Source organism: Streptomyces sp. enrichment culture, assembly GCF_964273255.1.
In the GTDB taxonomy this organism is placed as follows: Bacteria; Actinomycetota; Actinomycetes; order Streptomycetales; family Streptomycetaceae; genus Streptomyces.
The window spans coordinates 6,283,245-6,298,891 of sequence record NZ_OZ186835.1 but is presented as its reverse complement, the minus strand read 5'-3'; the positions used below and the strand labels follow the sequence as shown (position 1 = coordinate 6,298,891).

The following is a 15,647-nucleotide window of genomic DNA, read 5'->3' as shown; positions in this document are numbered from 1 at the left end:
GAGGTCCCCGGCGGACCGGGACGGGTGACGCCGGTGTCCCCAGCAAGGGCGGTCCGGTGCGGGCCGCGGCGGGAACGCGGGCGGCCCGTCCCCACTCCCTGGAGGTACCCGTGAACAGCGCCGACGGATGGGGCGACGACGTCTACCAGCCGGACGCGTCCGAGATCCAGGACGACGCCGGCCTCCTCGACGCCGAGGACACCCTGGACGACGACGGTGTCGACGACCCCCTCGACCGCGGCTGGTCCCCGCCCGAGCGGCCGTGGGCCGTGGAGCACACCGGCGTGACGGCGGAGGAACGGCGGCGGGGGGAGACCCTGGACCAGCGGCTCGCCGAGGAGCTGCCCGAACCCGCCCCGCCGGACGGCGACGGTCTCGGTGACTGGGAGGAGGGCGACGGGGAACTCCTGGACAACGAGGTCGGCGCGGTCCGCTCCGGCCGGCTGGTGGCCCCCGACGAAGGGGCCCACGAGGACGAGGAGGAGGCCCTGGTGGCCACGGACGTCGGCATCGACGGCGCGGCCGCCTCCGCCGAGGAGGCCGCCGTGCACATCGTGGACGAGGACGCCCTGCCCGGCTGATCCGCTGCCGGCCCCGGCCCTCCGCCGACACCGCTCGCCGACCGACCGCTCGCACCCGTACCGACCGGACCGGGCCGGTGCCCGTCCGTGACGCCCGAGGAGCATCCATGCAGCAGGACAAGCACCCCGACTACCACCCCGTCGTCTTCCGTGACCGGGCCGCCGGATACGCCTTCCTGACCCGGTCCACCGCGACCAGCGAGCAGACCATCGACTGGGACGACGGCGAGACCTATCCGGTGGTGGACGTGGAGATCTCCTCGCAGAGCCACCCCTTCTACACCGGCAAGGCCAGGACGGTGGACACGGAGGGCCGCGTCGCCGCCTTCGAGCGCCGCTACGGCGGCGGCCAGGGTACGGGCTGAGCGGGGCAGCCGGGCGGGCCGAGAACCCCTTTTGGGGGCCGCGCATGCGGGGCCGGTGCCGTGGAGTCGTGCGCCAGGACGCCGTCGTTGCTTGGGAGTCGCGCGCGGGTCCCGCGTTCCGCCCGGGGGCAGCGCCCGGGAGGCCGGGCGTCGGGTGCGAGGACGGGCCGGGACCGGTCGGCACCAGGCCGGCAGGTTCCACGGCCGTGACGGCCGCGGGGCGACGGCCTGCCCGCGGGTACGTCAGATCACGTTGAGCGCGGCCGCGCCGCCCACTCCGCCGAGCAGCATGAACGCGGGCATCAGCACCTTCAGCTCCACCCAGCTGCCGGCCCGGAACCGGAGCGCCTTGGGCGGGCCGACCGGGTACCACCGCTTGCGGCCCACGGGTATGGGCCACAGGATCGGGCAGCCCGAGACGGTGAGCGCGTCGCCGATGTCGTGCACGAGCGCGCCCAGCACGATCGGCAGTCCGAGCCACAGGTACTCCTGGCCGGGCGCCGTGAACAGCCAGTCGGCCCCGTTGCCCGGCTGGTCCAGGATGCCCGCGATGATCCACGCGCTGGTCGCGGCCAGCAGCCACACCAGGACGTCGCTGCTGGAGCCGCGGGTGGCCCGCCACAACAGGCCCTCGATCGCCAGCACCATGTGCACGAAGAGGATCGCCAGCACCGCCCAGCGGCCGCCGTAGATCGCCAGGGCGGAGGTGCCGGTGCCGATCAGGACGGCCCACAGCCAGGTGTGGGTGAGGGTCCGGTGCCCACCGGTGCGGCGGGGGTCGCCCTGTTTCTTCGTCGCCTTGTAGACCGCGAAGGACAGTTTGTCGACGATTTCGCAGAGCCACCGTGACAGCGGCCCGAACGCCCGCGAGATGGTCGCCGCCTTGTGGTCGAGGTCGGGGGCGAGTGCGGCTCCCGCGCAGATCAGCGCACCGGCCAGCAGCACCGGCCAGGGCATGGGCTTCCCGGCCGCGGCGGTGGCCGCGCCGACGCCGAGCCAGGCTGCGGCGCCCGACAGTGAGTGTGCTGGTCCCATCATCGCCGTGGCCCGCCCCATTTCTCGTGCTGTGCCGCCCCGTTGACCCGGTGCGTCGACGTCCCCTCGGCGCAACAGCGTAGCCTTCGCGATCTTCGGCCCCACATCCGATTCCCGCATCGGGTGGCCGGGCAGGCAAGATGGGTGCGTGACCCTCATCGATCAGCTGCCGACGACCGCCGACCCCGATGCCCTGTACGAAGCCTTCGAGTCGTGGGCCGTCGAACGCGGTCTCACGCTCTATCCGCACCAGGAGGAGGCGCTGATCGAGGTGGTCTCCGGGGCGAACGTGATCGTCTCGACGCCCACCGGTTCCGGCAAGAGCATGATCGCGGCGGCCGCGCACTTCGCCGCCCTGGCACGCGACGAGGTGACCTTCTACACCGCACCCATCAAAGCGCTGGTGTCGGAGAAGTTCTTCGAACTGTGCAAGATCTTCGGCACGGAGAACGTGGGCATGCTGACCGGCGACGCGTCCGTGAACGCGGACGCCCCCGTCATCTGCTGCACGGCCGAGGTCCTGGCGTCGATCGCGCTGCGGGACGGCCGGCAGGCGGACGTCGGCCAGGTCGTGATGGACGAGTTCCACTTCTACGCGGAGCCGGACCGCGGCTGGGCCTGGCAGATCCCGCTGCTGGAGCTGCCGCAGGCGCAGTTCGTGTTGATGTCGGCGACGCTCGGTGACGTCTCCTTCTTCGAGAAGGACCTCACCCGCCGCACCGGCCGCCCCACCGCGGTGGTCCGGTCGGCGACCCGGCCGGTCCCGCTGTCGTACGAGTACCGCTACACGCCCCTCACCGAGACGCTCACCGACCTGCTGGCCGCCCGCCAGGCACCGGTGTACATCGTGCACTTCACCCAGGCGCAGGCCGTGGAGCGGGCGCAGGCGCTGATGAGCATCAACATGTGCACGCGGGAGGAGAAGGACCGCATCGCCGAACTGATCGGCAACTTCCGCTTCACCACCCGCTTCGGACGCAACCTCTCGCGGTACGTCCGGCACGGCATCGGCGTCCACCACGCCGGCATGCTGCCCAAGTACCGGCGGCTGGTGGAGAAGCTGGCGCAGGCCGGGCTGCTGAAGGTGATCTGCGGTACCGACACGCTCGGCGTGGGGGTCAACGTGCCGATCCGCACGGTGCTGTTCACCGCGCTGACGAAGTACGACGGGAGCCGGGTGCGCACCCTGCGCGCCCGGGAGTTCCACCAGATCGCCGGCCGGGCGGGGCGCGCCGGCTTCGACACGGAGGGCTTCGTCGTCGCCCAGGCGCCGGAGCACGTCGTGGAGAACGAGAAGGCGCTGGCCAAGGCGGGCGACGATCCCAAGAAGCGTCGCAAGGTGGTGCGCAAGAAGGCGCCCGAGGGTTTCGTGGGCTGGACGGAGCAGACCTTCGAGAAGCTGATCGCTTCCGATCCTGAGCCGCTGACGTCCCGGTTCCGGGTGACGCACACCATGCTGCTGTCGGTGATCGCCCGGCCCGGCAACGCCTTCGAGGCGATGCGCCGGCTGCTGGAGGACAACCACGAGCCGCGCAAGCAGCAGCTGAGGCACATCCGGCGGGCCATCGCCATCTACCGTTCGCTGCTGGACGGCGGCATCGTCGAGAAGCTGAACACGCCGGACCCCGAGGGCCGTATCGTCCGCCTGACCGTCGATCTCCAGCAGGACTTCGCGCTGAACCAGCCGCTGTCCACGTTCGCGTTGGCCGCGTTCGAACTGCTGGACCCGGAGTCGCCGTCGTACGCCCTGGACATGGTGTCGGTGGTGGAGTCCACGCTGGACGACCCGCGTCAGATCCTGGCCGCCCAGCAGAACAAGGCCCGCGGTGAGGCCGTCGCCGCGATGAAGGCCGACGGCGTCGAGTACGAGGAGCGCATGGAGCGCCTCCAGGACATCACGTACCCGAAGCCGCTGGAGGAGCTGCTCTTCCACGCGTACAACACCTACCGCAAGAGCCATCCGTGGGTCGGTGACCACCCGCTGTCGCCGAAGTCCGTGGTGCGGGACATGTACGAACGAGCGCTGTCCTTCACCGAGTTGGTGTCGCACTACGAGCTGGCCCGCACCGAGGGCATCGTGCTGCGCTACCTCGCCAGTGCCTACAAGGCGCTGGACCACACCGTGCCGGACGACCTCAAGTCCGAGGATCTGCAGGATCTGATCGCCTGGCTGGGCGAGATGGTGCGCCAGGTGGACTCCAGTCTGCTGGACGAGTGGGAGCAGCTGGCCAACCCGGAGGAGATGACCGCCGAGGAGGCGCAGGAGAAGGCCGACCAGGTCAAGCCCGTCACGGCCAACGCGCGGGCCTTCCGGGTGCTGGTGCGCAACGCGATGTTCCGCCGGGTGGAGCTGGCGGCGCTGGACCGGGTGGACGAACTGGGCGAACTGGACGCCGAGTCCGGCTGGGACGCCGACGCCTGGGGCGAGGCCCTGGACGGGTACTGGGACGAGTACGAGGAGCTCGGCACCGGGCCCGACGCGCGCGGCCCCAAGCTGCTGCTGATCGAGGAGGAGCCGGAGCACGCGCTGTGGCGGGTCCGGCAGATCTTCGACGACCCGAACGGCGACCGCGACTGGGGCATCAGCGCCGAGATCGACCTGACCGCCTCCGACGCGGAGGGCCGCGCGGTCGTGCGGGTCACCGACGTCGGCCGGCTGTGAGAGCGAGGGCACACCACCGATGACGAATCCGGCCGACAGCCTCGTCGCCCTGCTCGACCTGGAGCAGATCGAGGTCAACATCTTCCGGGGCCGCAGTCCCCAGGAGTCCCTGCAGCGGGTCTTCGGCGGCCAGGTGGCCGGCCAGGCGCTGGTCGCCGCGGGCCGCACCACGGACGGCGACCGGCCCGTGCACTCGCTGCACGCGTACTTCCTGCGCCCGGGCCGTCCCGGGGTACCGATCGTGTACCAGGTGGAACGGGTGCGGGACGGGCGGTCGTTCACCACCCGCCGGGTCACCGCGGTGCAGCAGGGCCGCACGATCTTCAATCTCACCGCCTCCTTCCACCGGCCGGAGCCGGCCGCCTTCGAGCATCAGATGCCGCCCGCCCGGGAGCTCCCGGACCCCGAGTCGCTGCCGACGCTGGCGGACGAACTGCGTGAGCACCTGGGCGAGCTGCCGGAGCAGTGGGAGCGCATGGCCCGGCGTCAGCCCTTCGACATCCGTTACGTGGACCGGCTGCGCTGGGACCCGGACGAGGTCAGGGACGCGGAGCCGCGCAGCGCCGTGTGGATGCGGGCGGTCGGCCCGCTCGGCGACGACCCGCTGGTGCACACCTGCGCCCTGACCTACGCCAGTGACATGACGCTGCTGGACGCCGTGCGCATCCCGGTCGAGCCGCTGTGGGGACCGCGCGGCTTCGACATGGCGTCCCTGGACCACGCCATGTGGTTCCACCGCCCGTTCCGCGCGGACGAGTGGTTCCTGTACGACCAGGAGTCACCGGTGGCCACGGGCGGGCGGGGGCTGGCCCGCGGCCGGATCTACGACCGGCGGGGGCAGTTGCTGGTCTCGGTGGTCCAGGAGGGGCTGTTCCGCGCGGTGTAGGCCGGCAGCGGGGCGGGGGGCGGCGGTCGGGCCGACCGGGCCGGACTGCCGCCGGTGGTGGGCGGCTGGAGGCCGCAGGCGGGAGCCCACCGCCTGGGTTGTTCCCCTGCGGCGTGCGGCCGCTCCGGTCCCGTCCGGGAGGCGTGACTCCGGGCGGAGCGGGGCGGTGGCAGGTGGGCTGGGCGCGGGGCGGGTGTGCCGGCAGGTAGGTGCGGGCCACGGCCACCAGCTGGGCCGTTCGGCCTGCGACCAGGCTTCTCGTCGGGAACGGCGGGCGTGCCCCCACTCCCCGGCGCCCCGCGTGTGGCCTGATGGCTGCGCCCTGCGTGGTGGTGGTGTGCGGTCATGGCCGTCTCCCCCGTGCATCGTGCGGCGGACGCCGAGTGCGTCCGCCCGGAAAGAACGGTAGCCGCTTCGTCACGCTCCGTGGCGACCTGTGGAAAACCTCCGAGACGTCACCTTCCGGGCAGGAAAGCCCAGGTCACAGCTCCGGGCCGGGATCGGCGCCGGGACGGCGGGGGTCCACTCCGAGGTGCTCGCCCACCCGGCTGACGAGGAGGGTCATCTCGTAGCCGACGCGGCCCAGGTCGGCTTCGGCACCGCTGAGGACGCAGAGGCAACTGCCGTCACCGGCCGCGGTGACGAACAGGACCGCGTCGTCGAACTCGACGAGTGTCTGGCGCACCTTCCCGGCGCCGAAGTGCCGGCCGGATCCCTTGGCGAGGCTGTGCAGTCCGGAGGAGACGGCGGCGAGGTACTCCGCGTCCTCCCGGCGCAGTCCGGTGCTCGTCCCCGTCACCAGCCCGTCGTTGGACAGCACCAGCGCGTGCCGTATGTGCTCGACGCGCTGGGTGAGATCGTCCAGCAGCCATTCGAGACCCTGGTTCTGCGCCATGTCGTGCCTCTCCCCCTGTACTTCGCGTGGAACGTCCCCTGCCGCTTCCCCCGGGCGGGCTTCCCCGCGCCAGCCTTCCCCACGATCGGACGCCGGGCAAGAAGAATGGGCATCATGGGACAGAAGATGACCGACGAGGAGTGGCGGGAATTCGTCTCGCACGGGACCCGCACCGGCAAGCTGTGCACCGTTCGCGCCGACGGCAGCCCCCATGTGGCGCCCGTCTGGTTCCTGATCGACGGTGACGACGTGGTGTTCAACACGGGCAGCGGCACCGTCAAGGGGCGCAATCTGGCCCGCGACGGCAGGGTCGCCCTCTGCGTGGACGACGACCGTCCCCCGTTCCACTACGTGCTGTTGCAGGGCCGGGCCCGGCTGTCGGAGGATCCCGCGGAGCTGCGGCACTGGGCCGCCCGGATCGGTGCGCGCTACATGGGTGAGGAGCGGGCCGAGGAGTTCGGCCGCCGCAACGGCGTGCCCGGCGAACTCCTGGTCCGGGTCGCCATCGACAAGGTCGTGGCGGAGAAGGGCGTGGCGGACTGACTCCGGTGGATGCGGTGGATTCCGTGGATTCCGTGGATCCGGTGGGTCCGGTGGGTCCGGTGGGTCCGGTGGGTCATCGGATCCGGCGGGTCGGCGGGGCCGGCTGCGGCTGCGGCTGCGGCTGCGGCTGCGGGATCATGCGGGGATGAGCGACCACCACGCGCACGTCCAGGACTTCTTCGCCGCCCGGGCCGCGGACTGGGACCGGCGGTTCCCCGACGACGGTCCCGCCTACGCGGCGGCGGTCGCCGCGCTCGGGCTGCGGGAGGGCGACCGGGTGCTGGACGCCGGGTGCGGCACCGGGCGGGCGCTGCCACCGCTGCGCGCCGCCGTGGGCGCCTCCGGGACGGTGATCGGCGCCGATCTGACACCGGCCATGCTGCGCGAGGCCGCGCGAGCCGGCCGTGACCGGGACGGGGTGCTGCTGCTCACCGACGCGGCGGCCCTGCCCCTGCGGGCCGGTGCGTTGGACGCCGTGTTCGCCGCCGGCCTGATCGCCCATCTGCCGCACCCGTCACGGGCGTTGCGGGAACTGGCCCGGGTGGTGCGGCCCGGTGGGACGCTCGCGCTCTTCCATCCCGTCGGCCGGGCGACGCTCGCCGCGCGCCAGGGCCGTCGGCTGACCGGGGACGACCTGCGCGCCGAGGCCAACCTGCGCCCCCTGCTGGCGGGTTCGGGGTGGCGGATGATCTCGTACGCGGACGAGGACGCCCGGTTCCTGGCACTGGCGTCGCGCGCGCACTGACGGACGGCCGGGGGACGGACGTGCTTGGGCCGGACGTGCGAGGGCGGACGTGCGAGGGCGGTGGGTTCCGGCCGTCGTCAGCGCCGGAACGTTTCGCCCTCTTCTGCCGCCGGTCCGTCCGACCGTACGTTGAGCGGCAGGACACGAACGGTCGGCGGCCGGGACGGCACTGGGGAAGGTGGACCGTATGTGGGGCGGATTCCGGGACGGGATCGGCAGGCTCGTCGGCGGCGGACGCGCCGGGGAGAAGACCGCGGCGGCACCGCGGGAACGTCCGCACAATCTCTTCGAGGCGGCCGCGGCCTACGTGACGGCCTGTGCGGAGAACGACCAGGACGGGATCGACGAGGCGTCCGGCTGGGTGTCGCCCGAGGCGCTGTCCTTCGGGGTGAACGAGCTGGCCTGCCGGGCGGTCGTCGCGCTGGCCCGGGAACGCGACGAGCCGCCGGGGGCCGTCGCGCGGGAGCTGCTCGGGCTCCCGGCGGCCTGACCGGCCCGGCGCGGTTGGCCGATTCGCCCCCGTCCGGCCGGAAACCTGCAGCTTGGAGGTCACCTGCCGGGTCGTGACAAGGCCCGCGAGGTCGGTTTAGTGTGCGCGCCGAGGGACGAACCGACGGGGAGGCTGGGATGGCCGGGACGGATGAGGAAGCCGTCGCCGCCACGGACGACGCGCTCTATGTGCTGACGGCCGTGCTGCTGACGCCGGCGAAGTTCCCGAGCGTGCTGGGCGACGACTATCCGGAAGCCTGCGCGGCGCTCGGTCTCGCGCCGGTCGCCGACGGGTACGGGCTGGTGCTCGGCCAGGACGGCGAGGGCGCCCGGTGGACCGTCGTCGTGGACGACGTCTCACTGGTCGCCGTGGCGATCGCGTCCTGGGACTGCGGCATGGAGCACGACCTGTCGCCGGACGAGCGCACGGTCGTCGCCGCGCTGCCCGGCTGGCCGCTGGCGGTCGCCGTGGCGGCGCCGGACGTGCCCGCGCCGCACGACCCCGACCCGGAGATCGCCGGGCCGCCGCTGACGCCGCCGGACACGAGCGTCTGGGGACCGGCCCAGCGCCGCCTGGGCGCCGACGAGATCGCCCTGCAGTGGGCGACGTGGCGGGACCAGATCGACGACGCGGCGTTCGTCACCCCGGCCTCCGGAGCCGCCGCCCGTGCCGAAGCGGCTGCCGACGGCACCGGCACAGGCACGGACACGGGTGAACCCGACGCGGGCACTGCCGGCGGGAGCGGAGCCGGTGGCTCCGGTCCGGACGGCGCGACGGAACAGCCGGGCACGAGTGCGGTGGCGGCCGGCAGCACCGGCGAGCCCCGGGGCACCGACAGCGCGCAGGACGCACCGGCTTCGAACGGCCCGGGCCCTGCGGACGCCGGAGACGGACAGCCGAAGCACAGCGGGATCCGGCGCGTCCTGGCGGAAGCCCGCGCGTACGTCGACTCGCCGCCGCCGCTCGGCCGCGTCCGGTCGTCGTTCGCCTCCGGCGAGGCACGCACCCTGCGTGCCGACGGCCCCGGCTGGTCGATGGTGGCGAGGACCGACGACATCGCCTTCGTCCTGCTGGACGACGAGCCCGGTGAGGTGCTGCCGGTGGGCCGGGGTCCGGAACTCCCCGGCCTTCTCCAGGCCCTCGACGCGATGGCCGTGCGCCCGCTCTGACCGCCGCCCGCGAACGGCCGGCCGGGACGGGCACCGGTCATGGGCGCGCAGCGGCACGCCTGCGCGGCGCGATCCGGCCCGGTCCGGCCGGTCCGGCCGGTCCCGCCCGTCCGGTCGGCGAGTCTCGCGGTCGCGGCCGGCCACGGAACGGTCCGAGCGGTCGGCCCGTGACCCGGCGTTCCAACTCGGTCCGGCATGCGATGGCGCCGGGCACGGTGCCCGTCCACCGGTCCGGGACGCGGTGCTACCGGGCGGCCCGGTGCCGCCCGTCGGTTCGGATGGGTGGCAGCCCGCGGCGTCAGCGGCTCAGCGGCCCAGTTCCTTGCGGGAGGCCCGGCGCAGCCTGCGCCGCTGCGCGGGGTCGAGGGCGAGGTACGCGGCGGTGGGGACTCCCAGGACTATCAGCAGCGCGGCCCACCAGGGCAGCCAGATGAGCAGGATGAGCCCGGCTGCCACACCCCCCGCGGCAATCTTGGCGTTGTTCGACATGGTGTCGCCTCCTTCGCGGCCATTGCCGCTCTCTGTCGTGGAAACGGGTCCGCGCCGCCCGCGGTTCCTGACCGCGACCCTGAAACGTCCCTGACGTGCGCCCCCTAGGGTCCTCCCCGAGCGGCCAGGGGGCCAGTGCGCGGGGCGGCGATCACCGGGACCGGGATCCGGATGCCCGCCGAGGCCGAGGCTGGGGCTGGGGCTGGGGCCGAGGAAGCGCCCGACCGCCGGACCGAACGTGGGCGAGGCCGTGGCCGGGTCGGAGCCCGAAGCCGCCGAGCCGGTGGCCGGGACAGGGACAGCCCGGTGCGTCCCGGTGACCCGCCGCCGTCCGCGTGACGCACCGCACCCCGCACCCCAGCCCGATCCGCCCCATCCCGCTCCGCCTCAGCCCGATCCGCCCCCATCCCGCTCCGCTCCGTCCCCATCCGCTCCGCCGGGCCCGCGCGGACCGCTCGGCGGAGGTGTATCCTCGGCGGCCCGACCCACTAGTCAAGTTTGAGGACTGACCATCACCGCAGATACCGCCCCGACTTCCCTGTCCTCGCCCTCCTCCCGTCCCATCGCACTCGGCTGCCGTTCCGCCCTGTTCCTGCCCGGCTCTCCCGCCCGCACCGGCCGGTTCGCCTTCTGGTGCCCGGGCTGCCCCGACTGCCCCACCGGCAAGGCGGGGCCGGACGACTCGGCGGGGCCGGACGGCACGGCGGAGGACGAGGCGCGGGTCGAGGAGATCACCGTCGCCCTGCCCCAGGGCACCGGCGTCGGGCTCGTCCGTGTTCCCGCCGTGCTGCTGCCCGTCCGCACGGCGCTGCCACTCCTCACGCGTGCGCGGGCAGGCGGGGACGCAGACTGGTCCCGTTCCGTACGCTTCTGGGGGTCCGCCGCCGTGCACGCCCTGCACCTGGTGGCACGCGGTCTGCTGCTGCCCGGGCTGACCGCCGACGACGAGGACGCCTGGCGGATCGGCCCGCTGGGGGCGGACGATCTCGAGGCGCTGGGCCGGCTCGCGGCCTCGATGCCGCCCGAGGCCCACGCCGCACCTCTGGACGGCACCGTCCCGCCGCGCCTGGCCGAGCCCGGGCACCTGCTGCGCGCCTTCCTCGACGCGGTCGCCGACTCCCTGCCCCGCTCCCCCGCCGCGCCCCTGGTCACCGGCACCCCCGCCTACGCCGTGCCCGAGCCCCAGCACCTGCCCGTGCTGCGCGACTGGGCCGCGGATGTCGCCGCGGGGCACGATGCGGGCGTACGCCTGTCACTGCGGATCGAGCTGCGCGACCGGACGCCGGAGCCGCCCGGCCCGGCCGGAACCACCGCCGGCACCCCCGGCACCCCCGGCACCCCCAAGACCCCCGGCCCCGCCGGCGCCCCCCTCGGCGCTCCCGTCGGCGCCCCCATCGGCACCCCCGGCGAGGATCCCGGCGTGGGTTCCGGTGAGGACGTCACCGTCCGGGCCGTGCTCCAGGTGCACAGCGTGAGCGACCCGGCGCTCGTCGCCGACGCCGTCGACGTCTGGGCCGGGACGTCGTCCGGTCCCGCCTTCGGCCGGCAGGCCACGCACGACGCGCTGCTCGCCCTGCGCCGCGCCTGCCGGGCCTGGCCACCGCTGTCGCCGCTGCTGTCGGCCGCCGTGCCGGACGCGGTCGAGCTGGCCGACGACGATGTGGCCGACCTGCTGGGCGACGGCACCCGTGCGCTGGCCGCCGCCGGGGTCGAGGTGCACTGGCCCAGGGAGGTGACCCGCGGTCTGACGGCGCGGGCGGAGATCGGTCTCGTGGGCGCAGGGCCGGGTTTCGGCACCACCGCGGGGCCGTCGCTCCTGTCGGCGGACGCGCTGCTCGCCTTCGACTGGTGGCTCGCCCCCGGGGACGAGCGGCGGCTCACGCGGGAGGAGCTGGACCGGCTCGCCGAGGCGCGCCGTCCCGTCGTCCGGCTGCGCGACCGGTGGGTGGTGGTCGACCCCCGCGCCGTGCGGGACGCCCGCGCGCGCCAGGACCACAGGGTCACTCCGCTCGACGCACTCGGCGCGGCCCTCACCGGTTCGGTGGAGGTGGACGGCCGCCGGATCGAGGTGCGTCCCACCGGCTGGCTCGCGACGCTGCGGGACCGGATCGCGGACCCGGACGCCCAGGAGCCCGTGGAGCCGCCGGCCGCGCTCGCCGCCACTCTGCGCGACTACCAGAGGCGGGGCCTGACCTGGCTGGCGCGGACCACGTCACTGGGCCTGGGCTGCTGCCTCGCCGACGACATGGGGCTCGGCAAAACGGTCACCCTGATCGCCCTGCACCTGCACCGGCAGACCGGTCCGCAGACCGCGGGGCCCACCCTGGTGGTCTGTCCGGCCTCGCTGCTGGGCAACTGGCAGCGGGAGATCGAACGGTTCGCGCCGGGCACCCCGGTGCGCCGCTTCCACGGCCCCCGGCGCGCCCTGGACGACCTCGCCGGCCACGGGTTCGTCCTCACCACGTACGGCACCATGCGCCTGGACGCGGAACGGCTGGCCGCCGTCGGGTGGGGCATGGTCGTCGCCGACGAGGCCCAGCACGTCAAGAACCCCTACGCGTCGACGGCGCGCCGGCTGCGGACCATCGGGGCACGGGCACGGGTCGCGCTCACCGGCACGCCCGTGGAGAACGACCTGTCCGAGCTGTGGGCCGTCCTCGACTGGACCACGCCCGGGCTGCTGGGCCCGCTCCCCGCGTTCCGCAGGCGGTACGCGGACGCCGTGGAGGGCGGACAGGACCCGGCCGCGGCGGACCGGCTGGCCCGGCTGGTGCGGCCCTTCCTGCTGCGCCGCCGGAAGTCGGACCCGGGCATCGCCCCGGAACTCCCGCCCAAGTCGGAGACCGACCACGCCGTGTCGCTCACCGAGGAGCAGGCGGCCCTGTACGAGGCGGTGGTGCGCGAGGCGCTGGAGGAGATCTCCGGCGCGGACGGCATGGAGCGGCGCGGCCTGATCGTGAAACTGCTGACCGGGCTGAAGCAGATCTGCAACCACCCCGCGCAGTTCCTGAAGGAGGACCGTCCGGTGCTCGCGGGCCGGTCCGGAAAACTGGACCTGCTCGACGAACTCCTCGGCACCGTCCTCGCCGAGGAGGCCGGCGTCCTGGTCTTCACCCAGTACGTGCGGATGGCCCGGCTCCTGGAGCGTCACCTGGCCGCGCGGGGGGTGCCGTCGCTGTTCCTGCACGGCGGCACGCCGGTCGCCGCGCGGGAGGCCATGGTGCGGCGCTTCCAGGACGGGGAAGTGCCCGTGTTCCTGCTGTCGTTGAAGGCGGCGGGCACCGGGCTGAACCTCACCCGGGCGGAGCACGTCGTGCACTACGACCGCTGGTGGAACCCGGCCGTGGAGGCGCAGGCGACCGACCGCGCGTACCGCATCGGCCAGACCCGGCCCGTGCAGGTGCACCGGATCGTCACCGAGGGGACGGTCGAGGACCGCATCGCCGCGTTGCTGCGGCGCAAGCAGGAGTTGGCGGACGCCGTGCTGGGGTCGGGTGAGGCCGCGCTCACGGAGCTGACGGACGCCGAGTTGACGGAACTGGTGGAACTGCGGGGGGAGTTGCGATGAGCCGCTACGCCGGTGAGAGCGGCGGGGGCGCCGACCCGGAGCGTACGTTCGCGGCGCTGCCGCCCGCGCGGGGGCAGGCCTTCACCCGGTCGTGGTGGGGCCGGGCCTGGGTGACCGCCCTGGAGGGGACGGCGCTGGACGCGGGGCAGTTGAAGGCGGGCCGCAGGCTCGCGCGGGCGGGAGCGGTCGGCGCGGTGTCTGTGCGTCCGGGGCGGCTCACGGCCGTGGTCCGGGACCGGGAGGGAACCGCGCATCGCGCGGACGTGCTGGTGCGGGAGCTGTCCGACGGGCAGTGGGACCGCTTCGTCGCGATGGCGGCCGCACGTTCCGGGCACGTGGCCGCGCTGCTCGACCGGGAGATGCCGACGCATCTGGTGGAGGACGCGGAGCTGGCGGGCGTGGACCTGCTGCCCGGGCTCGGTGAGCTGGAGGCGGAGTGCGACTGCGGGGCGTGGGACCACTGCGGTCACACGGCGGCGTTGTGTTACCAGGTGGCCCGGCTGCTGGACGAGGATCCGTTCGTGCTGTTGCTGCTCCGGGGGCGGGACGAACCGGCACTGCTGGACGCCCTGCGGGCGGAGGGCTCCGCTCCCGCCGGGCGCGCCGACAGCGCACCGGACGGGGTGGACGCGGCCGACGCGTACGCGACCGGTCACGTCCTGCCGCCGCTCCCGGACCCGCCCGCGCTGCCCGGCGCCCCGGGCTCGCCGCCGTCCCTGGACACGGAGACGGTGCCGGGGGCGGGCGTCGATCCGCGGGCGCTGGAGTTCCTCGCCGCGCGGACCGCCGCGCACGCCCACCGGCTGCTCGCGGAGGCGCTGGGGGGCGGGCACGCGTACCGGCCGGTGCCGCCGGAGCCGACGGCGGACCGGGACGCGGTGCGCCTGGCCGCCGGGGATCCTCCGGCCCCGGTGGCGGCCCGCCTGGCCGAGGGGTCGGGGCGGGGCCGGGAGGGACTGGCGGTGGCCGTGGCCGCCTGGCGGCTGGGCGGAGCGGAGGCCCTGGCCGTCCTGGACGAGGAGTGGACCGTCGTGGGCGGGGCGGCCGCCCGCGCGCGGGCCGCCCTGGACGCCGCCTGGGAGGAGCACGAACGGCCCCCGCTGCGGGTCCGCGCCAACCGCTGGACGGTCGTCGGGTCGCCCGTCCAGCTGCGTCTGGACCGGGCGGGGCGCTGGTGGCCCTACCGTGAGGAGGACGGCCGCTGGATCCCCGCGGGAGGAGCCGACCGGGATCCGGCGACGGCCCTGGCCACGGCCGAGCGGGCCGCCGGGCAGGCCGCCGGGCAGGCGGTCGAGCGGACGGTCGACGGCCGGCGGGCCGGGGACTGAACCCCGGTGCCCGGCCCCGCCGAGGGGCGGACGGGCCGGGCGGGGGCGGACCACTCCGGGGACGCCGGGGCGGTCACTCCAGGGACGCCGGGGCGGTCACTCCAGGGACGCCGGGGCGGTCACTCCAGGGACGCCGGGGCGGTCACTCCAGGGACGCCGGGGCGGTCACTCCGGGGACGCCGGTGGCGGTCATTCCGGGGACGGCAGCAGTGACTCCAGGCCGCTCGGGAGGTTGCTGGGCAGGCCACTGGGGAGGTCGGTCGGGAAACCGGACGGCAGCTCCGTGGGCAGCTCCGACGGCAGCTCCGTGGGCAGTCCGGACGGCAGGCGGCTCTCCAGGCCGCTGGGCAGCTCCGACGGGATGCCGAGCGAGGGGTCCGGCGATCCCCGGGTGCCGGTGCTGCTGTCACCGGGCTCCCGCTCCGGTCCGTCGTCGCCGTCGGTCGCCATGAACACCACGAGGGAGACGGCGGTGACGGCGAGGATCACGGCCAGCAGAATCAGCAGGAGTCTGCGGCCCCCGCCGGGTCCGCGTCCGGGCCCGCCGACGTCGTCGCCGGGAGGCTGCTCCGGCGGCCCCGGAGGGCCGGGCGGACCGGGCGGGCCGGGCGGTGGGGCCCCGCCGCCGGAGGGCGGGCCGCCGTAGGAAGGGGGTCCGCCGTACGACGGCGGCCCGCCCTGGGAAGGCGGCCCGAAGCCGTCGCCGGGCGGGGGCGGGTCGTCCGGCGGCCCGGAGGGCGGCTGGGGAGGTACGGGAGGCATGGCCATACCTGCCATCGTCGCCTCCACGACGCCCCGGAGCGAGGGTTTCGCGCGGCGTGGACGGAGTTGACGGGCACTCGGGGCGCGCACGCCGGCTGCCCGGCCCGCCCGCGCCGGACGCACGCGCGC

14 protein-coding genes are annotated in these 15,647 nt (G+C 74.7%); 10 read left to right on the top strand and 4 right to left on the bottom strand.

Annotated features, from left to right (window positions below; translation table 11 throughout):
* Window positions 1-110: 110 nt before the first annotated feature.
* On the top strand, window positions 111-581 hold the full coding sequence (locus ACSU53_RS27520; RefSeq protein WP_437032023.1) for a DUF5709 domain-containing protein: 471 nt from the start codon (window positions 111-113) through the stop codon (window positions 579-581).
* A 107-nt stretch (window positions 582-688) separates the two neighbouring features.
* The gene (locus ACSU53_RS27515) at window positions 689-946 is read left to right on the top strand and encodes a type B 50S ribosomal protein L31 (RefSeq protein WP_437032021.1); all 258 of its coding nucleotides are present in this window, start codon (window positions 689-691) and stop codon (window positions 944-946) included.
* A gap of 243 nt (window positions 947-1,189) precedes the next feature.
* Here the strand turns inward: ACSU53_RS27515 and ACSU53_RS27510 are convergent, their stop codons facing one another.
* Window positions 1,190-1,984 (bottom strand): metal-dependent hydrolase, encoded by a 795-nt coding sequence (locus ACSU53_RS27510; protein WP_437032019.1) that lies wholly within the window; start codon window positions 1,982-1,984, stop codon window positions 1,190-1,192.
* 115 nt (window positions 1,985-2,099) lie between these two features.
* Here ACSU53_RS27510 and ACSU53_RS27505 point away from each other — a divergent pair, with 115 nt between their 5' ends.
* Window positions 2,100-4,643: a DEAD/DEAH box helicase gene (locus ACSU53_RS27505; protein WP_437033441.1), complete on the top strand. Its 2,544-nt coding sequence runs from the start codon at window positions 2,100-2,102 to the stop codon at window positions 4,641-4,643.
* A 19-nt stretch (window positions 4,644-4,662) separates the two neighbouring features.
* Window positions 4,663-5,529: an acyl-CoA thioesterase gene (locus ACSU53_RS27500; RefSeq protein WP_437032017.1), complete on the top strand. Its 867-nt coding sequence runs from the start codon at window positions 4,663-4,665 to the stop codon at window positions 5,527-5,529.
* 481 nt (window positions 5,530-6,010) lie between these two features.
* On the opposite strand, the gene ACSU53_RS27495 is transcribed toward ACSU53_RS27500, so the two are convergent.
* Window positions 6,011-6,424, bottom strand: coding sequence for a roadblock/LC7 domain-containing protein (locus ACSU53_RS27495; protein ID WP_437032015.1), 414 nt, complete (start codon window positions 6,422-6,424; stop codon window positions 6,011-6,013).
* A 114-nt stretch (window positions 6,425-6,538) separates the two neighbouring features.
* On the opposite strand from ACSU53_RS27495, the gene ACSU53_RS27490 reads away from it, so the two are divergent.
* The 4 genes from ACSU53_RS27490 (at window position 6,539) to ACSU53_RS27475 (ending at window position 9,371) form a co-directional block, all read left to right on the top strand.
* Window positions 6,539-6,967, top strand: a complete 429-nt coding sequence (locus tag ACSU53_RS27490) for a PPOX class F420-dependent oxidoreductase (protein WP_437032013.1) — start codon at window positions 6,539-6,541, stop codon at window positions 6,965-6,967.
* Window positions 6,968-7,112: 145 nt separating this feature from the next.
* A complete protein-coding gene (locus ACSU53_RS27485) occupies window positions 7,113-7,712 on the top strand; it encodes a class I SAM-dependent methyltransferase (protein WP_437032011.1) in 600 nt (199 codons plus the stop codon).
* Between the two features lie 187 nt (window positions 7,713-7,899).
* On the top strand, window positions 7,900-8,202 hold the full coding sequence (locus tag ACSU53_RS27480) for a hypothetical protein (RefSeq protein WP_437032010.1): 303 nt from the start codon (window positions 7,900-7,902) through the stop codon (window positions 8,200-8,202).
* 137 nt (window positions 8,203-8,339) lie between these two features.
* Entirely contained in the window at window positions 8,340-9,371 is a 1,032-nt protein-coding gene (locus ACSU53_RS27475; RefSeq protein ID WP_437032008.1) for a hypothetical protein, read from the top strand.
* A gap of 306 nt (window positions 9,372-9,677) precedes the next feature.
* Here ACSU53_RS27475 and ACSU53_RS27470 read toward each other — a convergent pair whose 3' ends face one another.
* A complete protein-coding gene (locus ACSU53_RS27470; RefSeq protein ID WP_437032006.1) occupies window positions 9,678-9,860 on the bottom strand; it encodes a hypothetical protein in 183 nt (60 codons plus the stop codon).
* A gap of 538 nt (window positions 9,861-10,398) precedes the next feature.
* Here ACSU53_RS27470 and ACSU53_RS27465 point away from each other — a divergent pair.
* Together ACSU53_RS27465 and ACSU53_RS27460 are read left to right on the top strand one after the other, a co-directional pair.
* Window positions 10,399-13,428, top strand: a complete 3,030-nt coding sequence (locus tag ACSU53_RS27465) for an SNF2-related protein (RefSeq protein ID WP_437033439.1) — start codon at window positions 10,399-10,401, stop codon at window positions 13,426-13,428.
* The gene (locus ACSU53_RS27460) at window positions 13,425-14,756 is read left to right on the top strand and encodes an SWF or SNF family helicase (RefSeq protein ID WP_437032004.1); all 1,332 of its coding nucleotides are present in this window, start codon (window positions 13,425-13,427) and stop codon (window positions 14,754-14,756) included. Before ACSU53_RS27465 ends, ACSU53_RS27460 begins: the two co-directional genes overlap by 4 nt.
* Before the next feature lie 189 nt (window positions 14,757-14,945).
* Here ACSU53_RS27460 and ACSU53_RS27455 read toward each other — a convergent pair whose 3' ends face one another.
* Entirely contained in the window at window positions 14,946-15,245 is a 300-nt protein-coding gene (locus ACSU53_RS27455; protein ID WP_437032002.1) for a hypothetical protein, read from the bottom strand.
* Between the last annotated feature and the right edge of the window lie 402 nt (window positions 15,246-15,647).

What these genes read in the sequence shown, in the direction of transcription:
- ACSU53_RS27515 (WP_437032021.1), top strand. Translation starts at nt 689, where the DNA reads ATGCAGCAGGACAAGCACCCCGACTACCACCCCGTCGTCTTCCGTGAC.
- ACSU53_RS27510 (WP_437032019.1), bottom strand. Translation starts at nt 1,984, where the DNA reads ATGATGGGACCAGCACACTCACTGTCGGGCGCCGCAGCCTGGCTCGGC.
- ACSU53_RS27500 (WP_437032017.1), top strand. Translation starts at nt 4,663, where the DNA reads ATGACGAATCCGGCCGACAGCCTCGTCGCCCTGCTCGACCTGGAGCAG.
- ACSU53_RS27495 (WP_437032015.1), bottom strand. Translation starts at nt 6,424, where the DNA reads ATGGCGCAGAACCAGGGTCTCGAATGGCTGCTGGACGATCTCACCCAG.
- ACSU53_RS27490 (WP_437032013.1), top strand. Translation starts at nt 6,539, where the DNA reads ATGGGACAGAAGATGACCGACGAGGAGTGGCGGGAATTCGTCTCGCAC.
- ACSU53_RS27485 (WP_437032011.1), top strand. Translation starts at nt 7,113, where the DNA reads ATGAGCGACCACCACGCGCACGTCCAGGACTTCTTCGCCGCCCGGGCC.
- ACSU53_RS27480 (WP_437032010.1), top strand. Translation starts at nt 7,900, where the DNA reads ATGTGGGGCGGATTCCGGGACGGGATCGGCAGGCTCGTCGGCGGCGGA.
- ACSU53_RS27475 (WP_437032008.1), top strand. Translation starts at nt 8,340, where the DNA reads ATGGCCGGGACGGATGAGGAAGCCGTCGCCGCCACGGACGACGCGCTC.
- ACSU53_RS27470 (WP_437032006.1), bottom strand. Translation starts at nt 9,860, where the DNA reads ATGTCGAACAACGCCAAGATTGCCGCGGGGGGTGTGGCAGCCGGGCTC.
- ACSU53_RS27460 (WP_437032004.1), top strand. Translation starts at nt 13,425, where the DNA reads ATGAGCCGCTACGCCGGTGAGAGCGGCGGGGGCGCCGACCCGGAGCGT.